We start from the raw sequence: 21,811 nt of genomic DNA on the forward strand, positions 1-21,811 counted from the left end.
CGGTCACCGCCCGGCGCCGCACCGGGCGAAGCGCCATGAGAGAGCGGATAGGGCGGGCGGTCCATGACTGAGCAGGACATGATCGACGCGCCGTTGAGCCTGGGCACGGCGGCGGCGCGGAATCTGGCATCGACGACGAAGTCGGTGCCGCAGATGCAGGGGATCTCGTCCCGGTGGTTGTTGCGGTTGCTGCCCTGGGTGCAGGTGCCCGGCGGTACGTACCGGGTCAACCGGCGGCTCAGCCATGAGGTCGGCGACGGGCGGGTCACGTTCATCACGACGGGCTCGCAGGTCTGGGTGATCCCCGCAGAGCTGTGCGAGCTGCCGCCGCTACGCGGCTTCGACGACATGCCGGTGCTGGAGGCACTGGCCGGCCGGTTCGAGCAGCGCGAGTACGGGCCGGGCGACCTCCTGGTCGAGGCCGGCGCCCCGGTCGAGGAGGTGTTCCTCGTCGCCCACGGCCGGCTCGACCGGATCGGGACGGGGGAGTACGGCGCCGAGACCGCGCTCGGCGTGCTGGCCGACGGCGACCACTTCGGCGACCGGGCGATGACCGAGGATCCGGGCGCATGGGAGTGCACCGTCCGGGCCGCCACGCCCTGCACGGCGCTGGTGCTGCCCCGCGCACGATTCGCCGAACTGGCCGACCGCTCCGAACCGCTGCGCGCCCAGATCGACCGCTTCCTGGCCACCGGGCGCGCGCCGAGCAACCGGCATGGTGAGGCGTCGATTGATCTGGCGTCGGGTCATGTGGGTGAGCCGGTGTTGCCGGGGACGTTCGTGGATTACGAGGTGGCGCCTCGGGAGTATGAGCTGTCGGTGGCGCAGACGGTGTTGCGGGTGCATTCGCGGGTGGTGGATCTGTACTCGGAGCCGATGGATCAGTTGGAGCAGCAGTTGCGGTTGACGGTGGAGGCGTTGCGGGAGCGGCAGGAGGATGAGCTGGTCAACAACCGGGAGTTCGGGTTGTTGCACAACGCTGATCTCAAGCAGCGCATCCACACTCGTTCCGGCCCACCCACCCCCGACGATCTCGATGCCCTGCTCACCCGGCGGCGGAGCACCCATCTCTTCCTCGCGCATCCGAGGGCGATCGCGGCATTCGGCCGCGAGTGCACCCGGCGCGGAGTTCAGCCGGGCGCCGCGACCGTCCAGGAGGACGGGAGCGGTGCGGGCCCGGCCGTCACGACCTGGCGGGGGGTGCCGATCTATCCCTGCGACAAGATTCCGATTTCGGGGTCGGGGGCGACGTCGATCATGGCGATGCGGACGGGGGAGTCCGAGCAGGGGGTGATCGGTCTGCATAAGACGGGGATTCCTGATGAGTACCAGCCGAGCTTGTCGGTGCGTTTCATGGGGGTCAACGATCAGGCGGTGATCTCCTACCTGGTCTCGGCGTACTTCTCCGCGGCCGTTCTGGTTCCCGACGCGCTCGGCATCCTCGAAAACGTCGAGATCGGCCGGGAAGGCGGGAGCGCGTGACCGCGGCGGAGCAGACGGCCGAGGACCGGCCGGTGACCGAGGTGCTGGCCTGGAGCCGTTCCCTCCTCGACCCGGCGTTGCGCGAGGCGGTCGAGACGCTGCCCGCCTCGATCAGGTCCATCGCCGACTACCACTTCGGCTGGCGGGACGAACAGGGCCGGCCGGTCGAGGGGGGTGCCGGAAAGGCGATCAGGCCCGCCCTGGTCCTGCTGGCGGCCGAGGCCGTGGGCGGCGACCCGGCCGAGGCGGTGCCCGCGGCCGTCGCGGTGGAACTCGCGCACAACTTCTCCCTGATGCACGACGACGTGATGGACGGCGACACGGTCCGGCGGCACCGTCCCACCGCCTGGAACGTCTTCGGTGTCAACTCGGCGATCCTGGCCGGTGACGCGCTGCTCATGCTGGCCTTCGACGTCCTCGCGGCCAGCGGGCACCCGCTGCTGGGCGAGGGGATGCGCCGGCTCGGCGCCGCGGTGGCGGAACTGCTCGACGGGCAGCGGGCCGACATGGGGTTCGAGCGCCGGGCCGATGTCGGGCTGGAGGAGTGCCTGCGCATGGCCGAGGCCAAGACCGGCGCGCTGCTGGGCTGTTCCAGCGCGCTCGGCGGCGCCTTCGGCGGCGGCGCCCCTGACCAGGTCAAACGGCTGGACGGGTTCGGTCGCCGGCTCGGCCTGGCCTTCCAGATGGTGGACGACCTGCTGGGCGTCTGGGGCGATCCGGCCGTGACCGGCAAGCCCGGCCACTCCGATCTCCGCAACGGGAAGAAGTCGCTGCCGGTGGTGGCCGCGCTGACCTCCGGCACCCCGGCGGGAGAGGAACTGGCCGCCTTCTACCGGGCGGGTGGCCCGCCGGCCGGGGCCGACCTCGACCGGGTCGCGGGGCTGATCGTTCAGGCGGGCGGGCGTTCCTGGTGCCGGACGCGGGCCGACGAACTGCTGTCGGACGCGTTGCGCGAGCTCTGGCTGGCGCGCCCGGGCCAGCGGCCGGCCGCCGAGCTCGGCATGCTGGCCCGCCACTCCGTCCGCCGCGACCACTGACCCTCCCAGGCGCGGGCCGTGTTCTCGGCCCGCCCCGATCGGCCGGCGCATCCTCCCCCGCGCCGGCCGATCGGCTATTTTGGGACCGGTCCAAGACCGGGTGTGGCCGCCGGAGCCAGAATTTTCTTACTACGTAAAGGCGCTGGGTGGGCCGCCCGCAGACCCGTCCCCGGTGCCGGTCAGGCGGCGGGGCCCATCCGCGGCGCGGAGCCGAGGGCGGCGTCCAGCTCGGCGTTCAGTTCGGTGTTCAGCCGGTAGGCGACCTTGACCTCGTCGATGATCCGCGCCTGCTCGGCCTCGTCCCAGGGAGCGGTGTCCAGGAGCGCCCGGTAACGGTCCTTGAGGGCTTTCGGCCTGCCCTCGAACCGGTAGAACCGCACGCCATGGCCGTCGGTGAGACCGTAGGCGCGGACCAGCCGCGCGGCGATGACCTGCCCGCCCGACAGATCACCGAGGTAGCGGGTGTAGTGGTGGGCCACGAAACCGCCGGGCCAGTCGAAGCACACCTCGCGCAGCCGGTCGAGGTACCGGCGGGTGGCGGCGGTGGGCCGGACCTGTTCGGCCCACCGCGGGCCGTGGAAGAACGCCAGGTCCGCCCGGAGGGCGTCGCGGCGGCGGAACCCGGGAAGGTCGAAGGCGCTCGCCACCTCGTCGGAGCGCATCCGGTCGGCGGCCTGCTCCAGGACGTCGTAGAGGAGGTAGAGCTGCGTGACGAGAACGGCGTACTCGTCCCGGCCGAGCCGCCCGCCGGCCAGCGCGCTCATGTAAGCGGACTGCTCGCCGGCGTCGTGGTCGGTCCGGGTGGCCGCCCGCAGGCGGGCCGCGAAACCCGGTCGCGGACGGGCGGGGGCGGGCCGGGCCGGCAGCCCCAGCGCCTGGCGGGCCTCGTCGTACATGCGCACCACCTCCGCCCGGACCTGCGCCCGTTCGGTCAACCGCCGGCTCCAGGGGATGCGCACCGGCAGGCGCTGCTCGCCGGCCGTCACGGCGAAGTCGATGCCGTCGGCGTCCATGCCGGTCGTCACCGCGGCGGTGGCGGCCGGCTGCCCGCCCAGCGCCCGTACGATCAGCACCGAGTCCTCGGCGTGGTCGTCGTTCATGTGCCGGGTGATCGCCTCGATCACGTCCGGGGTGAAGGGTCCGTGTTCCACGGGTGCTCCTTTCGGGGAGGCCGGTCGTCGCCGGCCTGGGGGGTCCCGTGCGGGCGTTCGGGGAGGACGAGCGGGTGGTCCGTCCGGGGATGGGGCAGCACTTCGACGCGATACCGGTACACGTCGCTGAGCAGCGGCGCGGTGAGCACATCCCGGGGCGGGCCGCAGGCCACCAGCCGCCCCTGGGACAGCACGCCGACCCGGTCGGCGTACGCCGCGGCCAAGCCCAGGTCGTGCACCACCGCCACGACAGCCGTGCCGCGCCCGGCCTCGGCCGCCAGGGCCGAGAACACCAGTTCCTGGTGCCGGATGTCCAGCGCGGCGGTCGGCTCGTCGAGCAGCAGCGTCGTGGCGCGCTGGGCGAGGACGCGGGCCAGTGCGGTCCGCGCCTGTTCGCCGCCCGACAGCGAGGTGAACGGCCGGTCGGCGAAGGAGGTGACGGTGGCGTCGCGCATGGCCTGCCGGACCGCCGGATCGTCGTCCTCCTGGTGGACGGTGCCGGTCCAGGGGGTCCGGCCCATCCGCACGACGTCGACGACGGTGAAGGGGAAGGCCAGGACGTGCTGCTGCGGCAGCATCGCCCGGCGCATGGCGGCCTCACGCGTCGTCCAGGACCCCAGGGGGTGGCCCTGGAGCGTGACCCGGCCGCCGGTCAGGGCGGTGTCTCCGGCGAGCGCGGCCAGCAGGGTGGACTTGCCCGCACCGTTGGGGCCCACCAGTGCCAGCATCTCACCGTGCCGGACCTCCAGGTCGACGCTCGACAGCACGGCCTTTTCGCCGTACTGCACGGTGACGTCGTGCGCGGCGAGCGCCACGGTGCCCGGGACGGCGGGGCCGGGCAGGCGCGGGCGGCGGCGGCGGAGCGCGATCATCCCCAGCCTCCCGACCTGGCCCGGGTGCGGCGCAGCAGCCAGAAGAAGAACGGGCCACCGGCCAGCGAGGTCAGCACGCCGAGCGGCAGTTCCTGGTAGGGGACGACGGTGCGGGCGACCAGGTCGGCGGTGACGACCAGCAGCGCGCCGCCCAGCGCGCTGGCGGGGAGCAGCGTGCGGTGCCCGGGCCCGGCCGCCAGCCGGATCAGATGCGGGACGACCAGGCCGACGAAGGCGATGATCCCGCTGAAGGCCACGGCCGCCGAGGTCATCAGGGCGATGACGGCGATGCCGGTGAACCGGAGCCGTTCCACGTCCACCCCGACCTGGCGGGCGGCGCGCTCGCCCAGCGACAGCACATCGAGCCGGCGGGCGCAGGCGCAGGCGACGGCGATTCCGGCGGCGGCGCACGGCGCCACGACCGCCACCGCGGGCCAGGTCGCCGAGGCGAGGCTGCCGAGCTGCCAGGAGACGATCGCCCGCAGCGCGTCGTCGCCCGAGATGTACATCAGCAGGCCGAGTGCCGCCGTGGCGACCGCGTTCACCGCGATGCCGGTCAGGAGCAGGGTGACGACCTCGGTGCGGCCGCCGGACCGGGACATCGCGTAGACCAGCAGCGTGGTGAGCAGCCCTGCCACGAACGCGGCCAGCACGATCGTCCAGGTGCCGAGCGCGTTCAGGCCGAACACGATCACGGTGGCGGCTCCCACCGCCGCGCCCCATGACACCCCGATGACGCCCGGCTCGGCCAGCGGGTTGCCGAAGACGCCTTGCATCATCGCACCGGCACAGGCCAGCGCCGCGCCGGTGACGACGGCCAGTGTGACGCGCGGGAAGCGCACCACCCACAGCGCGTTCTCGGCCTGTGGCCCGGACGGTAGCGGGCCGAGGTCCAGCCCGAGCCGGTGCGCGGCGGAACCCAGCACCTCCGCGGGGGAGATGCTCACCTGGCCCCGGCTCGCCGCCACGATCACCATTATCATCAGCGCGCCCGCGAGCCCCGCAACCAGCAGTGGCCCGCGGCGCCGCGAGCCGGGCCCGGCGGGTTCCGGCGCGTGGTCGCCGGCGTCCGGCGCGGGGCGGGGCGGGGCGGGCGTTCGAGGCGCCGTCATGACGCGCAGGGCCGGTGGACGGCGGCGGCCAGCGCCTTGATGATCGCGCCGGTACGGGCGCCGAAGGTCAGCAGCGACCCGTCGTCGGCGGAGACCACCCGCCGGCCGCGGCCGGCGGGTGTCTGCGCGATGCCGGGCAGTGCGACCAGGCCGCGTACCCCGCCGACCGACTTCAGGCCGCCCGACAGCACCAGGATCACGTCGGGGGCGGCGTTGATCATGCCTTCGCTGGTCAGCGGCCGGAACCCGGACAGCCCGGCGGCGGTTCCGGCGTCGGTGGCGCCGATCGCCTCGATCAGCGCGTCCGATCCGGCGCCCCGCCCTCCGATGAGGTAGACGCCCGCCGTCCCGCGCAGGTACAGGAACGCGATCCGCAGCGGCTTTCCCGTGGCCGGGGCCGAGGCCCGGGCTGCCGTGATGTCCGCGGTGACCCGGGCGCGCAGGGCGCGGCCGGCGGCCGGGACGCCCAGCGCGGCGGCCACCGCGGTGATGTGCTCGCCGACGGCGGGCAGCGTCTGCTCGTCGCCGATCAGGACGACCGGGATGCCGGCGGCACGGAGCTGGTCCAGCACTTCGGGCGGGCCGATCCCGGCGTCGGTGATGATCACGGTGGGGTCCAGCCGCAGGACGGCCTCGGCCGACAGGTCGTGACCGCTGGAGGTGACCAGCGGTAGCGCCCGGGCGGCGGTGAAGGTGGTGGAGGTGTCGCGGCCGACCACCCGTTCTCCGAGCCCGAGCCCGAAGACGATCTCGGCGAGCGAACCGTACATGTTGAGGGCCAGGATGCGGTCCGCGCTGCGGACGGTGACGGAGCGACCGTCGGCGGACCGTACGGCGACCGGCAGGCGGGGCGCGGGGGAGGGACGGACCGGAGCGATCTCGCCGGTGACCTCCACCGTGGACGGCCCGCACGCCGCCCCCGGCCCGGCGGCTCCGCCGCCACCGGGGGCGGTGCCCGCCGCGCATCCGCCCAGCGCCGCCGCCAGCAGGGCGGCCGCCAGGGCGGCGCGCGCGATCCGGCTCATCAGGCGGACCCGCGGCCGGTGGCGCGGGACCGGCGTACGGTCACGACGCCGCCCGCCGCCAGGACGGCGGCGACCGCGGCCCCGCCCGCCACCAGGGCCACCGGGACGCCACCGTCGTCGAACGAGATCGGGACGCGGACGTCCTGGGTGCGGTCGGTGGACCTGGTGTGGTCGGCGCGGGTGGCCACCACGCACCTGACCTTCATGCAGTCCATCGCACCGGACGGTCGCGCGGAGATCCGGATGGTGACCCGGAAGGAGCCGTCCGGCCCGTAGGGGGTGGCCAGGCCCCGGCCGTAGGGGGGCGGGTTGGACGACACCCAGTGGGACCCGCCGCCGCTGCCTGTGGTGTCGGCGCCTCCGCCGCACGGGGAGGGCGGCTTGCCCGGCCCGTTGTCCCGGCAGAAGGCGACGTAGATGCCCTTGCGGACGTCGTAGCCCCGGCCCGTCACGGTGAGGGTCGCGCCGCCCGGCGATACGCCGTCGGCGGCGGAGACCGTGAGGGTCTGGCCCTGGGCTCCGCGGGCCGAGGCGCCGTCGGCGTGCGCCGGTGTCCCGGCCCACAGGGCCAGGCCCGCCATGCCGAGCAGGAGGGGGGTTCGCAGCGGTCTCATCAATCCGTCCCAGCCATCGTCACGGTCAGCGCTCCTCTTTACGCCGGAGCGATCATTGCCTTAGCTTAGCCTTACCTAAGTTTTGTTAGGCAAGCCTTACCTAAGGAGATGGCACATGGTCGGGAGCCGGCGACTCCTCGCCGCGGTCACGGCCGGGACGGTCGGCGGGCTGAGCCTGGTCGCCACGGCCGGGCCCGCCGCCGCGGCGGCCCTGCGGGTCGCCCCCTCGGCGGGGGTCGATCCCACCGGCCAGACGGTGTCGGTCTCGGGCTCGGGCTTCGACCCCCAGCGCAACAACAAGGTGGGCGTGTACGTGGTGTTCGGACCGCGCCGAGCCGACTTCCACCGCAACGCCAACGCCTACGCGGCGGCGGTCTGGGTGCACCCGGGCGGTGGCGGCGGAGGGGGCCAGGCCAGGATGAGCCCGGCGGGGACCTTCTCGGTCAGCCTGCGGATCAAGGCCCGGTACACCGACGGGGACGGCCGGGCGGTGGACTGCACGGTCACGCGCTGCTACGTGATGACCATGGCCGCGCACGGCTCCGCCGACCGCGGCCAGGACGTGGTCGTCCCGATCGGTTTCAAGGGTTCCAGCGGTTCCGGCGGTTCCAGCGGTTCCGGGCAAGGCCGCCCGGCCTCCGGCACCACGCCGCCGGGCGGCGGGGCCGCGCTCGGACCGCGGGCGACGCCGGCGCCCGGCGCTGCCCGCGGTCCGAGCGCGGCCCCGCCGCCCCCGTCCGCGGGCGCGACCCCGCCTCCCGCCGTCCAGCCGTTCCGGCTGACCGCCGCCGGACCTCCCGCCCGGTCGCCCTGGCCTTTCTGGCTCGCCGTCATCGCCGTGATCGTCGCGGCGCTCGTCACCCGGCGCCTGGCCCGGCGGCCCTGACGCCGCGGTGCCCGCCGCCTCCAGTCTCCGGCGTGATCCCACGCTGGTGTCCCCATCAAGGAGTTCACGTGAAACTCGATACCCGGCGATTCCTGCGCGGAGCCGCCGTCATGGCCGGTGCCGGTGTGCTCGGTATCGGCCTGACCGCCGTACCCGCCTTCGCGGACGGCCCGGCCACCACCGTCACGCCGGCCACCGGAGCCGACCCGGCCGGCCAGGACGTCCGCGTCACCGGTTCCGGATTCGACCCCGACAAGAACAACGGCTTCGGGGTGTACGTCGCCTTCGGCCCCCGCAGCGGCGACGACTGGTACCTCAACGCGAACGCCTTCCAGGTCGCCAGGTGGGTGCACAAGAACGCCTCCAGCAGCCCCGGCCAGGCCAAGATGAACCCCGACGGGACCTTCGACCTCACCCTCGCCGGAATCAAGGCGCGGTACACCGACGGGGACGGCAACCAGGTCGACTGCCTCGTCACCCAGTGCTACATCCTGACCCTCGCGGCCCACGGCTCGCCCGACCGCAGCCAGGACACCGCCACCCCGGTGACGTTCGTCGGCGGGGAGAACCCCGGCGATCCCGAGGACCCGCCGCCCGGGGGCGGCAGTGCGGGGCAGCTCATCACCGCCAACGTCACGCGGGCCGGGGCGCTGAGCCTGTCGGTGGCCGGCACCGACGTGACGCTCAGCGACGCGGCCCCGGGCGAGACCGCCACCGGAGCGCTCAACAAGGCCACCGTGACCGACGCCCGCGGCACCGGCGCCGGCTGGAACCTGGTCGGCCAGATGAGCGACCTCACCTCGGCCGAGGGCGGCACCGTCCCCGCCGCCAACCTCGGGTGGAGCCCGTCGGCCACGGTCGTGGACGACGGTTCCACCGGCACGGTCACCCCCGGCCCCGACGTCACCGGCCTGGAGGCCGCCCGGACGCTGGCGAGCTCGGCGGCCGGTGCCAGCGGCGGCATCTTCGAGGCCGGGGCCGGCCTGAACCTGCTCATCCCGGCCGGGGTGGCCCCCGGCTCCTACGTCGGCACCCTGACCCTGACCCTGTCCTGATCCGCAGGTGCGGCGCCGCGCCACCGGCGTGGCGCCGCACCCCGACCACGGCGGAGCCCGTACACATGACCACGACGACCGTCCTCGCGGCCGGGAGCGCCCTGACCGCGGCTCTCCTCGCCGTGCCGCCGGCCCCGGCCACCGCGGCCCCGGCCACCGCGCCCGAACCCGGCGGCATGACCTGGGCGGTACGGCCCAGCGGGCCCAAGGGCCCCAACAGCCGCGACTACTTCGGCTACACCGTGTCCCCGGGGCAGACCCTCAAGGACAAGGTGTCCATCTCCAACCTGAGCCGCCAGGCGCAGACCTTCCGGGTCTACGCCACCGACGCCTTCAACACCGCCGACGGCGCGTTCGCCCTGCTCACCGCCGATCGCCGGGCGACGGGCGCCGGCACCTGGATCGCCTTCGACGCCGGTACCCACCGCATCAGGGCGGGCGCGACCGTCGAGGTGCCGTTCACGCTGACCGTGCCCCGGAACGCGACTCCCGGAGACCACGGCGGGGGCATCATCGCCTCCGTCACCCAGCAGCAGGCCAACGCCCGGGGCCAGCGCATCAACGTCGACCGGCGGGTGGCCGCGCGGGTCTACCTGCGGGTCGACGGCCCCGTCACGCCCGCCCTCCAGATCTCCGCGCTGCGCCTGAGCTATGCCGCCCCGCTGCTGAGCAGCGGCCGGATGGAGGTCACCTACACGGTGCGCAACACCGGCAACGTCCGGGTGACCGCGCTGGCCAGGATCGGCGCCCAGGGACCCTTCGGGCTGGCGCTGGGCGGGCAGGTCTCGCGGCGCGTCCCGGAACTGCTGCCGGGCAACAGCTACACCTTCACCGAGCAGATCGGCGGGGTCGTCCCGGCCGGCCGGCTGACCTCGTCGATCAGGCTCTCGCCCACCGACTCCGGCAGCGGTGTCCCCGTGGCCGGCCGCCCCCTCACCCGCCAGGCCTCGCTGTGGAGCGTCCCGTGGCTCCCGGCCGCGGCGGTCCTCGTCATCGCCGCCACGCTGTACGTCCGGCGCCGCCGCTCGGCGGCGGTCCGATGACGGCGCCGTTCCCGCCGCGGGCAGGAGCCGTTCCGGCCCGTCTGCTGGTCCTGACCGCGGTTCTCGCGCTGCCGGTCCTCCCCGCCGCACCGGCCCATGCGGAGCCGGCCATCGAACTGGATCGCACCTCGGCCAAGCCCGGGCAGACGGTGACCGTCCGCCTCACCGGCTGGAACGCGGGCAACGTGCTCGTCGAACTGTGCGGCAACCAGGCGCGGCGCGGTACGGCCGACTGCGCCGTGGGTTCCTCGGCCGGCACCTTCCTGCGGGAGGGCAGAACCGGTGTGGTCCTGCTCAACGTGGTGGCGCCACCGGTCGGCTGCCCCTGCGTGATCGCGGTCCGGCCGGTCACCGGCGGCACCCCACGGACCGCCCCGATCACCGTGACCGGCGTTCCGGTCCTGGCCGCCGGGCAGCGGCCCACCGCCACCGGTGCGGGCACCCGGCGGCTCACCGCCACCAGGGTCGCCGTGCGCGGCGGCGGCCCGGTCGAGGCATGGTTCGGCGGTTCCGCCCGGCGCACCCTCCGGGTCACCCTGCGCAACGAGGGGACGGTGCCGCTCATCGACCCGCTGCTGTCCCTGACCGCCGGGCGCGGCCCCGAGCCCGCCAACCTGATCACCGCGCCGGCCCTGGGCACGCTCGCCGCCGGTCAGGAGCGCAGCTACGACATCCCCTTCTCGCTGGCCGCCCCCGCCTTCGGCCGCTACACCGTCCGCGGCGAGATCACCGGGCTGGACGAGCCGATCGCCTTCACCGCCGAGACCGCCAGTTACCCGTGGGCCCTGCCGCTCCTCGGTGCCCTGCTCGTCCCGCTGCCGCTGCTGACCCGTCGCCGGCGGCCCGCCGCTACGGCGGCGCCATCGGCCACCGCCGGCCGGACGGACCGCACGATGAACCAGGTCGTCGCCGCCAACGTCGCCTGGTGGGCCCAGGCCCGGGGCCTGCCGGCGCAGGCCGTGGCGGACGGTCTCGCCGCGCGGACGGGCCGCCGCCGCACGACCGCGGAACTGCCCCCCGCCGTCTCCGACTGCTCGCTGGACGCCGATGACCTGCTGGCCCTGAGCCAGATCCTCGACGTGCCGATCGCGGCCCTGTTCCTGCCCGGGCCGGCCCACCGGTCCGGCGAGCCGGCCGCGCACCCCGCCGGCCGGCCCGCGGGGAAGCGCCCGTGGCGGAGCCGGTCAGGTGATGTCGCGGCGGACCGTGGTGACGGTGGCGATGGCGGCGAACGCCAGCCCGTAGCCGAGCAGCAGCAGCGTGCCGCCCCAGACGGGCAGGGTGTCCAGCTCGGCTCCACCGCCGAAGCCGGTGACCCGGGTGATCGCCCGGACCGCGCCCACGGGCAGCCACTGGCCGACTGACGGCACGAGGACGGTCAGCAGGCTCTCGACGAGCTGGGTCCAGCCGACCGCCACGATGATCGCCGCGACCTGGTTGCGGATCAGCGCGCCCAGCCCCAGCCCGACCAGCGCGTACAGCGCCATGGCGAGCACCGTGCCGCCGAGGATGATCGGCACGTCGTGGTCGAGCAGCGAGGTCGAGCCGCCCTTGATCGCCAGCGCGGGCAGCGCGATCGCCACGGTGAACACCACGTTCGCCACGCCGAAGGCGGCGCCGAACAGGGAGTAGGAGATCAGCTTGGCGATCAGCACCCTGTTCCGGCCCGGGGTGGTCAGGAACGCCTGGGTGATGGTCTGGTGCCGGTACTCGCCGGTGATCCCGATGATTCCGAGGATCATCATGAAGAGCACGCCGCCGCTGGCGGAGGCGTAGAACCCGCGGACGGTCTCGGGGTCGGTGACCGGTGGGAGGCCCGGCTGCCCGTTCATCTCGACCCCGGCCAGGGCGATGAAGAAGCCCAGGCCGAGCAGGGTGAAGCCGAGGCTCAGCGCGAGCATGCCGAGCCACATCCGGGTGCTGCGGATCTTCAGCAGCTCCGCCTGGATCAGCCGGATCACGAGCCCGCCACCGTCCCGGCGGGCTCGGCGCCCAGCATCTCGTCCCTGGTCAGTTGCAAGAAGATCTCCTCCAGTCCCGAGCGCTCCTCGGTGAGTTCGGTGAGCACCGCCCGGGCGTCGAGCGCGGCCTGGCCGATGCGCTCGGCGCTCACCCCGGTGACCAGCAGCCGCCCGTCGTCGGTCCGGACACTCGCCCCGGCCCGCTCCAGCTCGGCGGTCAGTTCGGCGGCCTGTGCGGTGCGCACCCGCAGCCCGCCGTGGTCGTGCATCAGCTCCGCCAGCGCCACGTCCCGGACCAGCCGGCCGCGCGCGACGATCACCACGTGGTCGACGGTCTGCTCGACCTCGGAGAGCACGTGGCTGGACACCAGGACGGTGCACCCGCCGTCGGCGAGGTTGCGCAGCAGCGACCGCAGCCAGGCGATGCCGGCCGGATCCAGGCCGTTGGCGGGCTCGTCGAGGATGAGCACTTCGGGCTCGCCCAGGACGGCGGCGGCGAGGGCGAGCCGCTGCCGCATGCCCAGCGAGAAGCCGCCCACCCCGCGGTCGGCGGCCTCGGTCAGCCCGGTCAGCTCCAGGGCGGCGTCGACCCGCTGCACGGGGAGCCCGGCGGCCGCGCAGATGACGCGCAGGTGGTTGCGGGCGCTGCGGCCGGGGTGGAATCCGGTGGCTTCCAGGGCGGCGCCCACCAGTTCGGCGGGGCGCTCCAGTTCGGCGTAGGGGCGGCCGTCGATCAGCGCCCGGCCGGAGGTCGGGGTGACCAGGCCCAGGAGCATCCGCAGGGTGGTGGTCTTCCCGGCCCCGTTGGGCCCCAGGAACCCGGTGACCGTGCCGGGTTGGGCGCTGAACGTCAGCCCGTCCACCGCCCGGACGGAACCGAACGATTTGGACAGTCCATCAATCGTGATCACGGACATATGCTCCCATCGCGGCCCTCCTCCTCATGGAGGAACCGAACCGGCCGTTCCCGGGGGCTGATGCCAGAGTCGAGGCTATATGTCCTGATATAGAGGGTTTGTAGTGATGCTGTGGCGGTACTGGTGGGGGGTGTGGCTGCTGAGACCACCCGGGGTGTACCGCCCCCAAGGCGACACCTTCCTGCTGGCCGCGGCGTTCCGCGACGCGGCACCCCCCGCAGGGGCCAGGGTGCTGGACGTGTGCACGGGCACCGGCGCGCTGGCACTGGCCGCGGCCCGGCACACCGGCGCCCGGGTGACCGCGATCGACGTGTCGGCCCGGGCCGTGTACACCGCGCGGCTGAACGCCCGGCTGCGCGGGCTGCGCGTACGGGCGCTACGGGGGGACCTGCTCGCCCCGGTCGCCGACGAGTCCTTCGACGTGATCCTGGCCAACCCGCCCTACGTGCCCGGCCCGGACGTTTCCCCGCCCCGGCACGGCCGGAGCCGGGCCTGGGAGGCGGGGCCGCACGGGCGGTTGCTGCTCGACCGCATCTGCGCGGGCGCACCGCCGCTGCTGGCCCGCGGCGGAACGCTGCTGCTGGTGCATTCGGCGCTGTGCGGGATACGGACGACACTGGCCTCGCTACGCGCCGCGGGGTTGAAAGCAGCCGTGATCGCCCGGCGGCCGGAACCGTTCGGACCGGTGATGCGAACCCGGGCGGCCCGGCTGGAGGCGCACGGGCTGATCGCCCCGGGCCAGCGTCACGAGGAACTGGTGGTGATCCGTGCCGACCGGCCCCAGGCATGAGACGGACCCCGACCGGCGCCGGGTGACGGTGGTGCCCGACGGCCCGATCCTGGTGGAGGGCCCGGTGGAGATCGTCCTCGACGACGGCCGGAAGGTCGTCTCCGACCGGTTCGTGGTAGCGCTGTGCGCCTGCCGCCGCAGCCGCCGCTTCCCGCTCTGCGACACCAGCCACCGCCGCCGGACCCGCCCGGCGGACCCGCGGCCGGACGGCTGACCGGGCCCGCGGACCTCAGGAGTCGCCTCAGGAGTCGGCGGTCAGCGGCTCGCGCAGGGAACTGCGGCCCGCCCGCCACCGTGCCAGCAGGTGCGCACCCAGCCGGTCCTCCAGGAAACCGGTGGCCTGGATCCCCAGGACCACGTCGGCGGCCAGACCGGGCTCCCGGTCGAGCAGGTCGCCGATCACCTCCCGGCGGATGATCTGCTCGTGCACGGCGTCCGCCTCGATGTGCTCGGTGTAGAACAGCGCGCACCCGGGGTCGGCGCCCAGCCGTTCCAGCGCCTGGGCCATCCGCCGGGCCGCCGGGGCGGTGGTGATCTCAGCCGCGGCGAAGTGACCCACCAGGGCTCCGCGCAGCGCCCGGTGCAGCCCGAACAGCGACATCATGTTCACGGTCGCCAGCATCTCGGCCGGTACCGCCTCCAGGTAGCGGCCGTAGCCCGGATCGAGGCCGATCCCCGCCATCAGGTCGGCGAACAGCCGGGAGTGCATCCGCTCGGCCCGCCCGCCGCCGTACTCGTCGAACTCCACCGCCACCAGGGCCGCCTTCGCCCGGCCCTGGAGCCGGGGGATCACCCAGGCGTGCGGGTCGGCCTCCTTCAGGTGGTAGATCGAGCGGTGCGCCGTGTGCTCGCGGAACTGCCACCATTCGCCCTCGTCCCGCAGATGGTGCGAGACACCCGCGCCGTCCGCCGGCTCCACCAGCAGCTCCGCCAGCGCGCCGGTCACGTCCGAGCCGCCGGGCAGCGCGGCGCGCAGCGCCGTCAGGAAGGCGTTCTCCAGCGCGGCGCGCAACCGCAACAACTCCGGCTCCCACTCCCAGCCGGGATCCACCCCCGCGAAACCCTGGTAGTGCAGTTCGTAGCAGACGTACAGGGCCAGTTGCAGGTCCTCGCCGAAGGGCTCGGCGGGAACGGCCCGTAGCGGCGCGGCCGGCCGGCGCCGGGTCAAGACGTGCAGCACGGCCTCCGACAGCGGGCCGCGCGGCCCGGGCAGCGGCGGCGCGGACGTGCCGGCACCCGTCTCGGTGACGGTCATCTCTCCTCCCCGGTGCCGCCGGGCCGGTTCGCGGCGGCGCCGATGCGGTACCCCGCGAGGGCGGGCCCATGCCCGCCCGTCCCCTCCAGGGTCTGCGCGGCGAGCATGCCGAGCACCGCCCGGGACCCGCCGGCGCCGGCCGCAGCCCGGCGCTGCCGGTCCGCGCCCGTGCCCCGCCGCAACGCCCCGGCCAGCAGGGTGCTCGCCGGGGCGAGGTCACCCGCTTCCTCCAGCGCGGGACGTACCCGGTCCACCAGCTCGGCGACCAGCCGCACCGCGGGGACCCGGTGCTCCTCCAGCGGGTGCACCCCAGGCCCGCCCAGCCCGTACCGGGCCGCCGACCACACGGCTGCGGCGCACACCGGGTCACCCACCCGCGGCGCCTCCCGGCCCGCCGCCAGGTCGTCCAGCGCGGTGCGGACCAGCCCCCGGACCAGCGCCGCCTGCAGGAGAGCCTCGTCCGCGGTGGCGGCGGCGTCCGCGGCCCGGACCTCCACGGTCGGCAGGTGGGGGGACGGCCGGGCCAGCCAGAACGTCATGGCGGAGTCGACCAGCGTCCCGCACTCGACGAGCCGGTCGACCTCCCGCCGGTAGGCCGCGGCGGAGGGGAACCACGGCGGTGTCCCGGCGCCCGGGAAGCTCGACTGCTCCAGTATTCGCCAGCTCGCATACCCGGTGTCACGACCCCCGCCGAACGGCGAGTTGGCCGACAGGGCGAGCAGGGTCGGCAGCCAGGGCCGCAGGTGGTTGACCACGGCCACGCCCGTCCCGGCGTCGGGAACCCCGACATGGACGTGGCAGCCGCAGGTCTGGTAGCCGTCCACCACTCCTGCGTACCGCCGGACGATCTCCGCGAACCGCTCACCGGACGAGTGCGGCGGCGGGGGAGCGGCCACCACCGGGGTGCCGGAGGAGATCAGCAGGACGCCCTCGGCCCGGGCCGCGGCGGCCAGCCGGTGCCGCCCCGCGCGGAGGTGGTCGCGCAGCCCGGCGAGGTCGGTGCACACCCCGGTCGTGGCCTCCACCTGGGTGGCGGACAGCTCGGGGTGGAGTTCCGCCCCCGGCGGGCACGGTTCCCGGCCAGCCCGGGCGAGCACCGCGGCGGCGCACGGCACCGCCCGTCCCGAGCCCGGGTCGACCAGCAGGAACTCCTCTTCGACCCCCATCGTGAGCCCGCTCATCCGGCCGCGCCTCCTCCCGGGACCGGGCGGCCCCGTACCGCCACTCCCCGTGCCCCGGTGCGGACCGCTCATCCCGGCGGGCCGCACCGGACCGCCGGGCTAGTGGAAGAGCCGGGCGAGCTCGATCCGGGAGCGGATCTGCAACCGGGCGAAGATGTTGCGCAGATGGTGGTCGATGGTGCGGGGGCTGAGCGCCAGCTGGGCGGCGATCTCCCGGTTGGTGGCGCCCTCGGCGACCAGCCGGGCGATCTGCAACTGGTGCGGGGTCAGCTCGTCGACCGTCCGGGAACCGGCCGGCTCGACGGTCTCCCCGGTGGCGCGCAACTCCGTCCGCGCCCGCTCGGACCACTTCTCCGCGCCGTAGTGCTGGAAGATCTGCAGGGCGTTCCGCAGGTGCTCCCGGGCGGTCCGGGGCTTGCGGCCGCGGCGCAGCCAGCAGCCGTACAGCAGCTCGGTGCGGGCGAGCTCGAACGCCGAGTACCCGCTGTGGTGCAGCCGCAGCGCCTTGGCGAAGTGCTCGCCGGCGGAGTCGTCGGTGTCGGCGAGCAGGGCGCGGCAGCGCTCCACCAGGGCCAGCCAGCCGGGGCTGCCGGTGCCCTCCGCCCAGAGGGCGAAGATCTGCAGCGCCCGGACCGCCCGCTCGTGCTGGTCGCAGCGGACGGCGGACTCCACGAAGCTCGGGGTGGCCAGCACCCGGACGGTGGTGTGCGCCGGCCCGGTGAAGGCCATCAACCGCAGCCGGGCGGCGGCCTCGGCGGGCCGGTCGTCCGCCAGGTCCAGGCAGGCCAGCGCCCAGGAGACGGTGGCGCCCGCCTTGGCCATGCCCCGGGTCCGCAGCGGTTCGGCCAGATCCTCCAGGTGTGACATGGCGGTCTCCCGGTCGCCCTGGGTGGCGGCCAGCAGGCCCAGCAGCGCGAGGTGTTCCAGCGCCACGTTCTCCTGGCCCGTCGCCCGGGCCAGCCGCAGGCCCTCGGTGGAGTTGGCGGTGGCGGAGGAGAACCGGCCCAGGCACATCTCGGCGCGGGCGAGGGACTCCAGCGCCCACGGCACAAGGGACTTCGCCCCCTGGGCCCGCGCCTCCGTGACGCCCTTGACGGCCAGGTCGTGGGAGCTCTGCACATCGCCCAGGGCCAGCGCCGCAACGCTTCCCCACACCCGGATCGCGCAGCCGTCGATCGAGTCGGCGAGCTTCACCACACGGTGGAGGTTCTCCTTCGCCTCGACGTGCCGGCCCCGGTAGGTGTCGGCCATCCCGCCGAGCATGTCGATCAGCAGTTCGTCGGCCGGGGTACGCACCGCGTCGCGCAGCGTCTCGGCGCGGTCCGCGAGGCCCACCCGGCTCTGGTTGTCGCCGGTGAGATAGGCGGCCTCCGCCGCGAGCTTCAGCGCCCGGACGGCCTTGGCAGGGTGGGAACCGGCCAGCCGCTCCGCCGTGTCGGTCAGGATCTGGGCCGCCGTGGCCGGAACGCCGTCGCGCAGCTCGATCTCGCCCTGGAGCAGGTCGGCGTGGCCGCGCAGCTCGCCGGTGCCGGTGAACGGCCGGACCTGCCGGAGCAGCGCGGCGGCGCGGCGGGTCCGCCCGGACATCCAGTGGTCGGTGGCCGCCTCGATGAAGCGGCTGGCCTTGAGTTCGAGATCCGGGGTGAGCACGGCGGCCCGCTGCCACGCGCGGGCGGCGGCGACATGGTCGCCGCCGGCCCGGGCCTCGGCGGCCGCCTCGCCGAGCTCGTCGGCGAGTTCGGTGTCGGGCTCCTCGGCGCCGGCGGCCCGGTGCCAGGTCCGGCGCAGCCGGTGCCACTGCCGGTCGAGCGAGTCCGCCAGCAACCGGTGCACGGTGCGGCGTTCGGCCGGTGGCGCGTCGGCGTACAGGCAGGAGCGGATCAGCGGGTCCGGTACGCCGACGGCCTCGCCGTCGACGTGCATCAGGCCGGCGGCCCGGGCGGCGTCCAGCTCCGCCAGGTCGATGCCGGCCAGCGCCGCGGCCCGGGCCAGCGTGTCCATGTCCAGCCGTTCGTCGGCCACGGCCATCATGACCAGCCGCCGGGCTCCGGTCGGCAGCCGCAGGTAGCGCCGACGGTACAGGGCGCGCAGGGAGCTGTGCGCGGGCAGCGCCCGCGGCGCGGGGGCCTCGCCGCCGCGCTGGGCGGGGGTCAGCGCGGCGGCCAGCTCGACCAGGGCCAGCGGGTTGCCCGCGGCGAGCTCGACCAGCTCCCCGGCCAGCTCGCCGGGGACCGGGCCGTCGAGCAGCCGGTGCGCGGCGTCCTCGCCGAGGGCGGCGAGGGAGAGGGCCGGGATGTCGGCCAGGCAGCGCTCCCGGAGCGTGCCCTCGCGGTCGTCGCGGGCGGCGAACAGCATGACGACCGGCTCGGTGGTGAGCCGCCGGGCCGTGAAGGTCAGTGCCTCCAGCGAGACCCGGTTCAGCCACTGGGCGTCGTCGATCCAGCACAGCACCGGGCCGCCGCGCGCGGCGTCGGCCAGCAGGCCGAACACCGCGGCGCACAGGGTGAAGGAGTCGCCGGCCGGGCTCTCGCCGTCGCCGGTGACGGGGGCGAGCGCGGCGGCCTGGGGGCCGGGGAGCTGCCGGGTCCGCGCCGCCATCGGGCGCAGCAGCCGGTGCAGCCCTGCGTAGGGAAGCGCGGTCTCCTGCCGGATGCCCCGGGTGCCGAGCGTCCGGAAGTCCGCCGCCTGCCGGACCGCGGCCTCCAGCAGTGCCGTCTTACCCATGCCCGGGCCGCCGAGGATCGCCAGTGCGCCGCCCTGTCCGGCGCGGGCACGGGTGAGGAGTTCTGTCAGGGCGGCGAGCTCGCGGTCACGTCCGTACAGCGGCGAAGGGGTGCCGCCGCCGGCGGCCGGCTCGGCCTCGTGGCCAGGGGTGTCGGCCGGGATTACGCAGAGCGGATCGAGTCGCATGTCGCTCCTTCCCGCCCGGGGCGGTTTCGGCCCTGGGCGACCGTCCACGCGCCGTTACAGGCGAAGGCTCCCGTCCGCCCGGGGTGGTCCCGGCCTGCCGGCGCCGGTGGCGCCGGGACCGGAATGTGTGCCGGAGCGGTCTGCCGGGTCGAGCGCGGGGGCACCCGGAAACCGCGTGATCGGCATGGCGGGCAGGGCCGCAACCCCTGATTTCGTCGGTGTTGCATTCATCCTGCCTCCCTCAGGGGTCAAGGCCCAGACCAACATGGGCGCCCGACCCAGGTCCAGTGCCCGGGGCGGAAATTGGGCGCCGGGGCAACCGCTCACCGGCGCTGTTGTGAACCACCACAGCCGTGGGCAGGCGTTGCTGACCGGATGGTCATATCGCCGTCCCGGACGGTCCATGACCACTCGGCGGAGGTGGCCGAAAACGGTGTTTCAGCTTTCTTCGACGGTGACCCGAGCGCGCCCGTGCAGGCGCATCAGGTGCTCCTGGACGTCGTCGTGCCCGCACCTGGTCCAGTGGCCGGCCGAGTCCAGCCGCCAGGTCGTGGTCTCGTCGTCCATCGCCCGGTCGAACAGCGCGGCCAGGTAGCCGGCGCCGACCGGATCGGTCACCTGGACCAGGGTTTCGACCCGGCGGTCGAGATTGCGGTGCATCAGGTCCGCGCTGCCGATCCACACCTCGGGCTCGCCGCCCCCCTCGAAGGCGTAGATGCGGGAGTGCTCCAGGAAGCGGCCGAGCACGCTGCGCACCTGGATCGTCTCCGACAGGTCCGGGAGCCCGGGGCGCAGCGCGCAGATCCCGCGCACCCAGATCTCGATCGGGACGCCCTCCTGGGAGGCCCGGTACAGCGCGTCGATGACCCCGCCGTCCACCATCGCGTTGCACTTGAAGCGGATCCGCGCGGGCCGTCCCGCCCGGTGGTGCTCGACCTCGCGGGCGATGCGGTCGACCAGCCCGGCCCGCAGCGTCGTCGGCGAGGCCAGCAGCCGCCGGTACTCGGACGGCCGGGAGAACCCGGTCAGGTGGTTGAACATGGACGCGACATCGGCGGCGATCTCCGGGTCCGCGGTGAACAGGCCCAGGTCCTCGTACAGCCGGGCCGTCTTGGGGTGGTAGTTGCCGGTCCCGATGTGGCAGTAGCGGCGCAGCGTCCCGTCGGCCTCCCGCCGGACGATGAGCGCCAGCTTGCAGTGCGTCTTCAGATCGACGAATCCGAAGACCACATGGCAGCCGGCCCGTTCCAGCTTGCGCGCCCACGAGATGTTGGCCCGCTCGTCGAACCGTGCCTTGATCTCGACGATCACCACCACCTGCTTGCCTGCCTCGGCGGCGTCGATCAGGGCGTCGACGATGGGGGAGTCGCCGCTGGTGCGGTAGAGGGTCTGCTTGATCGCCATCACCTGCGGATCGGCCGCGGCCTCCTCGACCAGCCGTTGCACGCTACGGGCGAACGAGTCGTAGGGGTGGTGCACCAGCACGTCGCGCTCGCGCAGCGTGGTGAACACGTCGGTGTCCGAGGGCAGGGCCCGGCCGTCGGGGATGAACGGCGGGTACTTCAGTTCCGGCCGGTCGAGGTCGGTGACGTCGCTCAGTCCCGCCAGGTCGAGCGGCCCCGGCAGCCGGTAGACCTGCTCGGGTTCCACATCCAGTTCCTCCACCAGCCATTCCAGCACCTGGGGCGTGATCGACTCCTCGACCTCCAGCCGGACCGCCGGGCCGAACCGGCGGCGGGCCAGTTCCCGCTCCAGCGCCTGGAGCAGGTCCTCGGTGATGTCCTCGTCGACGTCGAGGTCGGCGTTGCGGGTGACCCGGAAGGCGTGCCGTTCGATGATCTCCATGCCGATGAACAGCTCGTCCAGGTGCTCGGCGATCACGTCCTCCAGCAGGGCGAACCGCCCCGGCTCGGCCTCGACGAAGCGGGGCAGGCTCGGCGGGACTTTCACCCGGGCCAGCCGGGTGGTGCCGTCGGTGGGGTCGCGCGCGACCACGGCCAGGTTGAGGGACAGCCCGGAGATGTAGGGGAACGGGTGGGCCTGGTCGACGACCAGCGGCGTCAGTACCGGCTGGATGCTGTCGGTGAACAGCTTCCGCAGGGCGGATCGCTCGGTTCCGGTCAGCGCCTCCCACCGCAGGATCTCGATGCCCTGCGCGGCCAGCGCGGGACAGATCTCCTCGTGGAAGCACCTGGCCTGCCGCAGCACCAGTTCGTGTGCCACTTCGCCGATCCGCGCGAACACCTGGCGCGGCTGGCGCCGGCTGGCCGACTCGCCGACGAGCCCGGTGGCCATCCTGCGCAGCAGTCCGGCGACCCGGACCATGAAGAACTCGTCGAGGTTGCTGGAGAAGATCGACAGGAACCTGACCCGTTCCAGCAGGGGGACTCCGGGGTCTTCGGCGAGTTCCAGGACACGCTGGTTGAACCGCAACCAGCTTTCCTCACGGTCGTGGAAGCGGTCGGCGGGCAACTCGGGGGACCTGGCCGGCAGGGTGTCCATGTCCCCACCTTCTCAAAC

18 protein-coding genes and 1 pseudogene are annotated in these 21,811 nt (G+C 74.3%); 7 read left to right on the forward strand and 12 right to left on the reverse strand.

Translation table 11 applies throughout. The features are described from left to right. Positions 1-63: 63 nt before the first annotated feature. Both DPM19_RS03195 and DPM19_RS03200 read left to right on the forward strand, forming a co-directional pair. The gene (locus DPM19_RS03195; protein WP_111863223.1) at positions 64-1,482 is read left to right on the forward strand and encodes a family 2B encapsulin nanocompartment shell protein; all 1,419 of its coding nucleotides are present in this window, start codon (positions 64-66) and stop codon (positions 1,480-1,482) included. Continuing rightward, on the forward strand, positions 1,479-2,519 hold the full coding sequence (locus tag DPM19_RS03200) for a family 2 encapsulin nanocompartment cargo protein polyprenyl transferase (protein WP_111863224.1): 1,041 nt from the start codon (positions 1,479-1,481) through the stop codon (positions 2,517-2,519). Before DPM19_RS03195 ends, DPM19_RS03200 begins: the two co-directional genes overlap by 4 nt. Before the next feature lie 179 nt (positions 2,520-2,698). Here DPM19_RS03200 and DPM19_RS03205 read toward each other — a convergent pair whose 3' ends face one another. The 6 genes and pseudogenes from DPM19_RS03205 to DPM19_RS03225 all read right to left on the reverse strand — a co-directional run bounded on the left by DPM19_RS03205 (position 2,699) and on the right by DPM19_RS03225 (position 7,293). Further along, complete coding sequence (locus DPM19_RS03205; RefSeq protein WP_233509829.1) at positions 2,699-3,391, reverse strand: biliverdin-producing heme oxygenase; 693 nt, start codon at positions 3,389-3,391, stop codon at positions 2,699-2,701. Beyond that, positions 3,374-3,670: pseudogene (locus tag DPM19_RS36060) on the reverse strand (DUF2470 domain-containing protein); the annotation flags it as partial. The gene DPM19_RS03205 and the pseudogene DPM19_RS36060, both read right to left, overlap by 18 nt. Next, the gene (locus DPM19_RS03210; RefSeq protein WP_111863225.1) at positions 3,640-4,542 is read right to left on the reverse strand and encodes a heme ABC transporter ATP-binding protein; all 903 of its coding nucleotides are present in this window, start codon (positions 4,540-4,542) and stop codon (positions 3,640-3,642) included. The gene DPM19_RS03210 and the pseudogene DPM19_RS36060, both read right to left, overlap by 31 nt. Continuing rightward, complete coding sequence (locus DPM19_RS03215) at positions 4,539-5,654, reverse strand: FecCD family ABC transporter permease (protein WP_111863226.1); 1,116 nt, start codon at positions 5,652-5,654, stop codon at positions 4,539-4,541. Before DPM19_RS03215 ends, DPM19_RS03210 begins: the two co-directional genes overlap by 4 nt. Next, positions 5,651-6,679: a heme/hemin ABC transporter substrate-binding protein gene (locus DPM19_RS03220; protein ID WP_111863227.1), complete on the reverse strand. Its 1,029-nt coding sequence runs from the start codon at positions 6,677-6,679 to the stop codon at positions 5,651-5,653. The genes DPM19_RS03215 and DPM19_RS03220 overlap by 4 nt, the downstream gene beginning before the upstream one ends. Continuing rightward, positions 6,679-7,293, reverse strand: coding sequence for a hypothetical protein (locus tag DPM19_RS03225; RefSeq protein WP_111863228.1), 615 nt, complete (start codon positions 7,291-7,293; stop codon positions 6,679-6,681). The genes DPM19_RS03220 and DPM19_RS03225 overlap by 1 nt, the downstream gene beginning before the upstream one ends. A gap of 115 nt (positions 7,294-7,408) precedes the next feature. Here DPM19_RS03225 and DPM19_RS03230 point away from each other — a divergent pair, with 115 nt between their 5' ends. The 3 genes from DPM19_RS03230 to DPM19_RS03240 all read left to right on the forward strand — a co-directional run bounded on the left by DPM19_RS03230 (position 7,409) and on the right by DPM19_RS03240 (position 10,277). Next, positions 7,409-8,179, forward strand: a complete 771-nt coding sequence (locus DPM19_RS03230; protein WP_111863229.1) for a hypothetical protein — start codon at positions 7,409-7,411, stop codon at positions 8,177-8,179. Positions 8,180-8,247: 68 nt separating this feature from the next. Next, a complete protein-coding gene (locus tag DPM19_RS03235) occupies positions 8,248-9,234 on the forward strand; it encodes a WxL domain-containing protein (protein ID WP_111863230.1) in 987 nt (328 codons plus the stop codon). Between the two features lie 65 nt (positions 9,235-9,299). Further along, a complete protein-coding gene (locus DPM19_RS03240; RefSeq protein WP_111863231.1) occupies positions 9,300-10,277 on the forward strand; it encodes a WxL protein peptidoglycan domain-containing protein in 978 nt (325 codons plus the stop codon). A 1,184-nt stretch (positions 10,278-11,461) separates the two neighbouring features. On the opposite strand, the gene DPM19_RS03245 is transcribed toward DPM19_RS03240, so the two are convergent. After that, a complete protein-coding gene (locus DPM19_RS03245) occupies positions 11,462-12,238 on the reverse strand; it encodes an ABC transporter permease (protein WP_111863232.1) in 777 nt (258 codons plus the stop codon). After that, positions 12,235-13,155, reverse strand: a complete 921-nt coding sequence (locus DPM19_RS03250) for an ABC transporter ATP-binding protein (protein WP_111863233.1) — start codon at positions 13,153-13,155, stop codon at positions 12,235-12,237. The genes DPM19_RS03245 and DPM19_RS03250 overlap by 4 nt, the downstream gene beginning before the upstream one ends. 106 nt (positions 13,156-13,261) lie before the next feature. Here DPM19_RS03250 and DPM19_RS03255 point away from each other — a divergent pair, with 106 nt between their 5' ends. Together DPM19_RS03255 and DPM19_RS03260 are read left to right on the forward strand one after the other, a co-directional pair. Further along, entirely contained in the window at positions 13,262-13,945 is a 684-nt protein-coding gene (locus tag DPM19_RS03255; protein WP_111863234.1) for a HemK2/MTQ2 family protein methyltransferase, read from the forward strand. Further along, entirely contained in the window at positions 13,923-14,159 is a 237-nt protein-coding gene (locus DPM19_RS03260) for a CDGSH iron-sulfur domain-containing protein (protein ID WP_111863235.1), read from the forward strand. The genes DPM19_RS03255 and DPM19_RS03260 overlap by 23 nt, the downstream gene beginning before the upstream one ends. 27 nt (positions 14,160-14,186) lie before the next feature. On the opposite strand, the gene DPM19_RS03265 is transcribed toward DPM19_RS03260, so the two are convergent. The 4 genes from DPM19_RS03265 to DPM19_RS03280 form a co-directional block, all read right to left on the reverse strand. Further along, positions 14,187-15,200, reverse strand: coding sequence for an iron-containing redox enzyme family protein (locus DPM19_RS03265; RefSeq protein ID WP_111863236.1), 1,014 nt, complete (start codon positions 15,198-15,200; stop codon positions 14,187-14,189). After that, positions 15,197-16,381 carry a carboxylate-amine ligase gene (locus DPM19_RS03270; protein WP_111863237.1) on the reverse strand — a complete coding sequence of 395 codons (1,185 nt, stop codon included), beginning with the start codon at positions 16,379-16,381 and terminating at the stop codon, positions 15,197-15,199. The genes DPM19_RS03265 and DPM19_RS03270 overlap by 4 nt, the downstream gene beginning before the upstream one ends. 99 nt (positions 16,382-16,480) lie before the next feature. Then, complete coding sequence (locus tag DPM19_RS03275; RefSeq protein ID WP_111863238.1) at positions 16,481-19,291, reverse strand: AAA family ATPase; 2,811 nt, start codon at positions 19,289-19,291, stop codon at positions 16,481-16,483. A gap of 438 nt (positions 19,292-19,729) precedes the next feature. Next, the gene (locus tag DPM19_RS03280; protein WP_111863239.1) at positions 19,730-21,793 is read right to left on the reverse strand and encodes an RNA degradosome polyphosphate kinase; all 2,064 of its coding nucleotides are present in this window, start codon (positions 21,791-21,793) and stop codon (positions 19,730-19,732) included. Positions 21,794-21,811: the final 18 nt, after the last annotated feature.

Origin of the sequence: Actinomadura craniellae (assembly GCF_003289645.1) — a bacterium.
Taxonomy (GTDB): Bacteria; Actinomycetota; Actinomycetes; order Streptosporangiales; family Streptosporangiaceae; genus Actinomadura_D; species Actinomadura_D craniellae.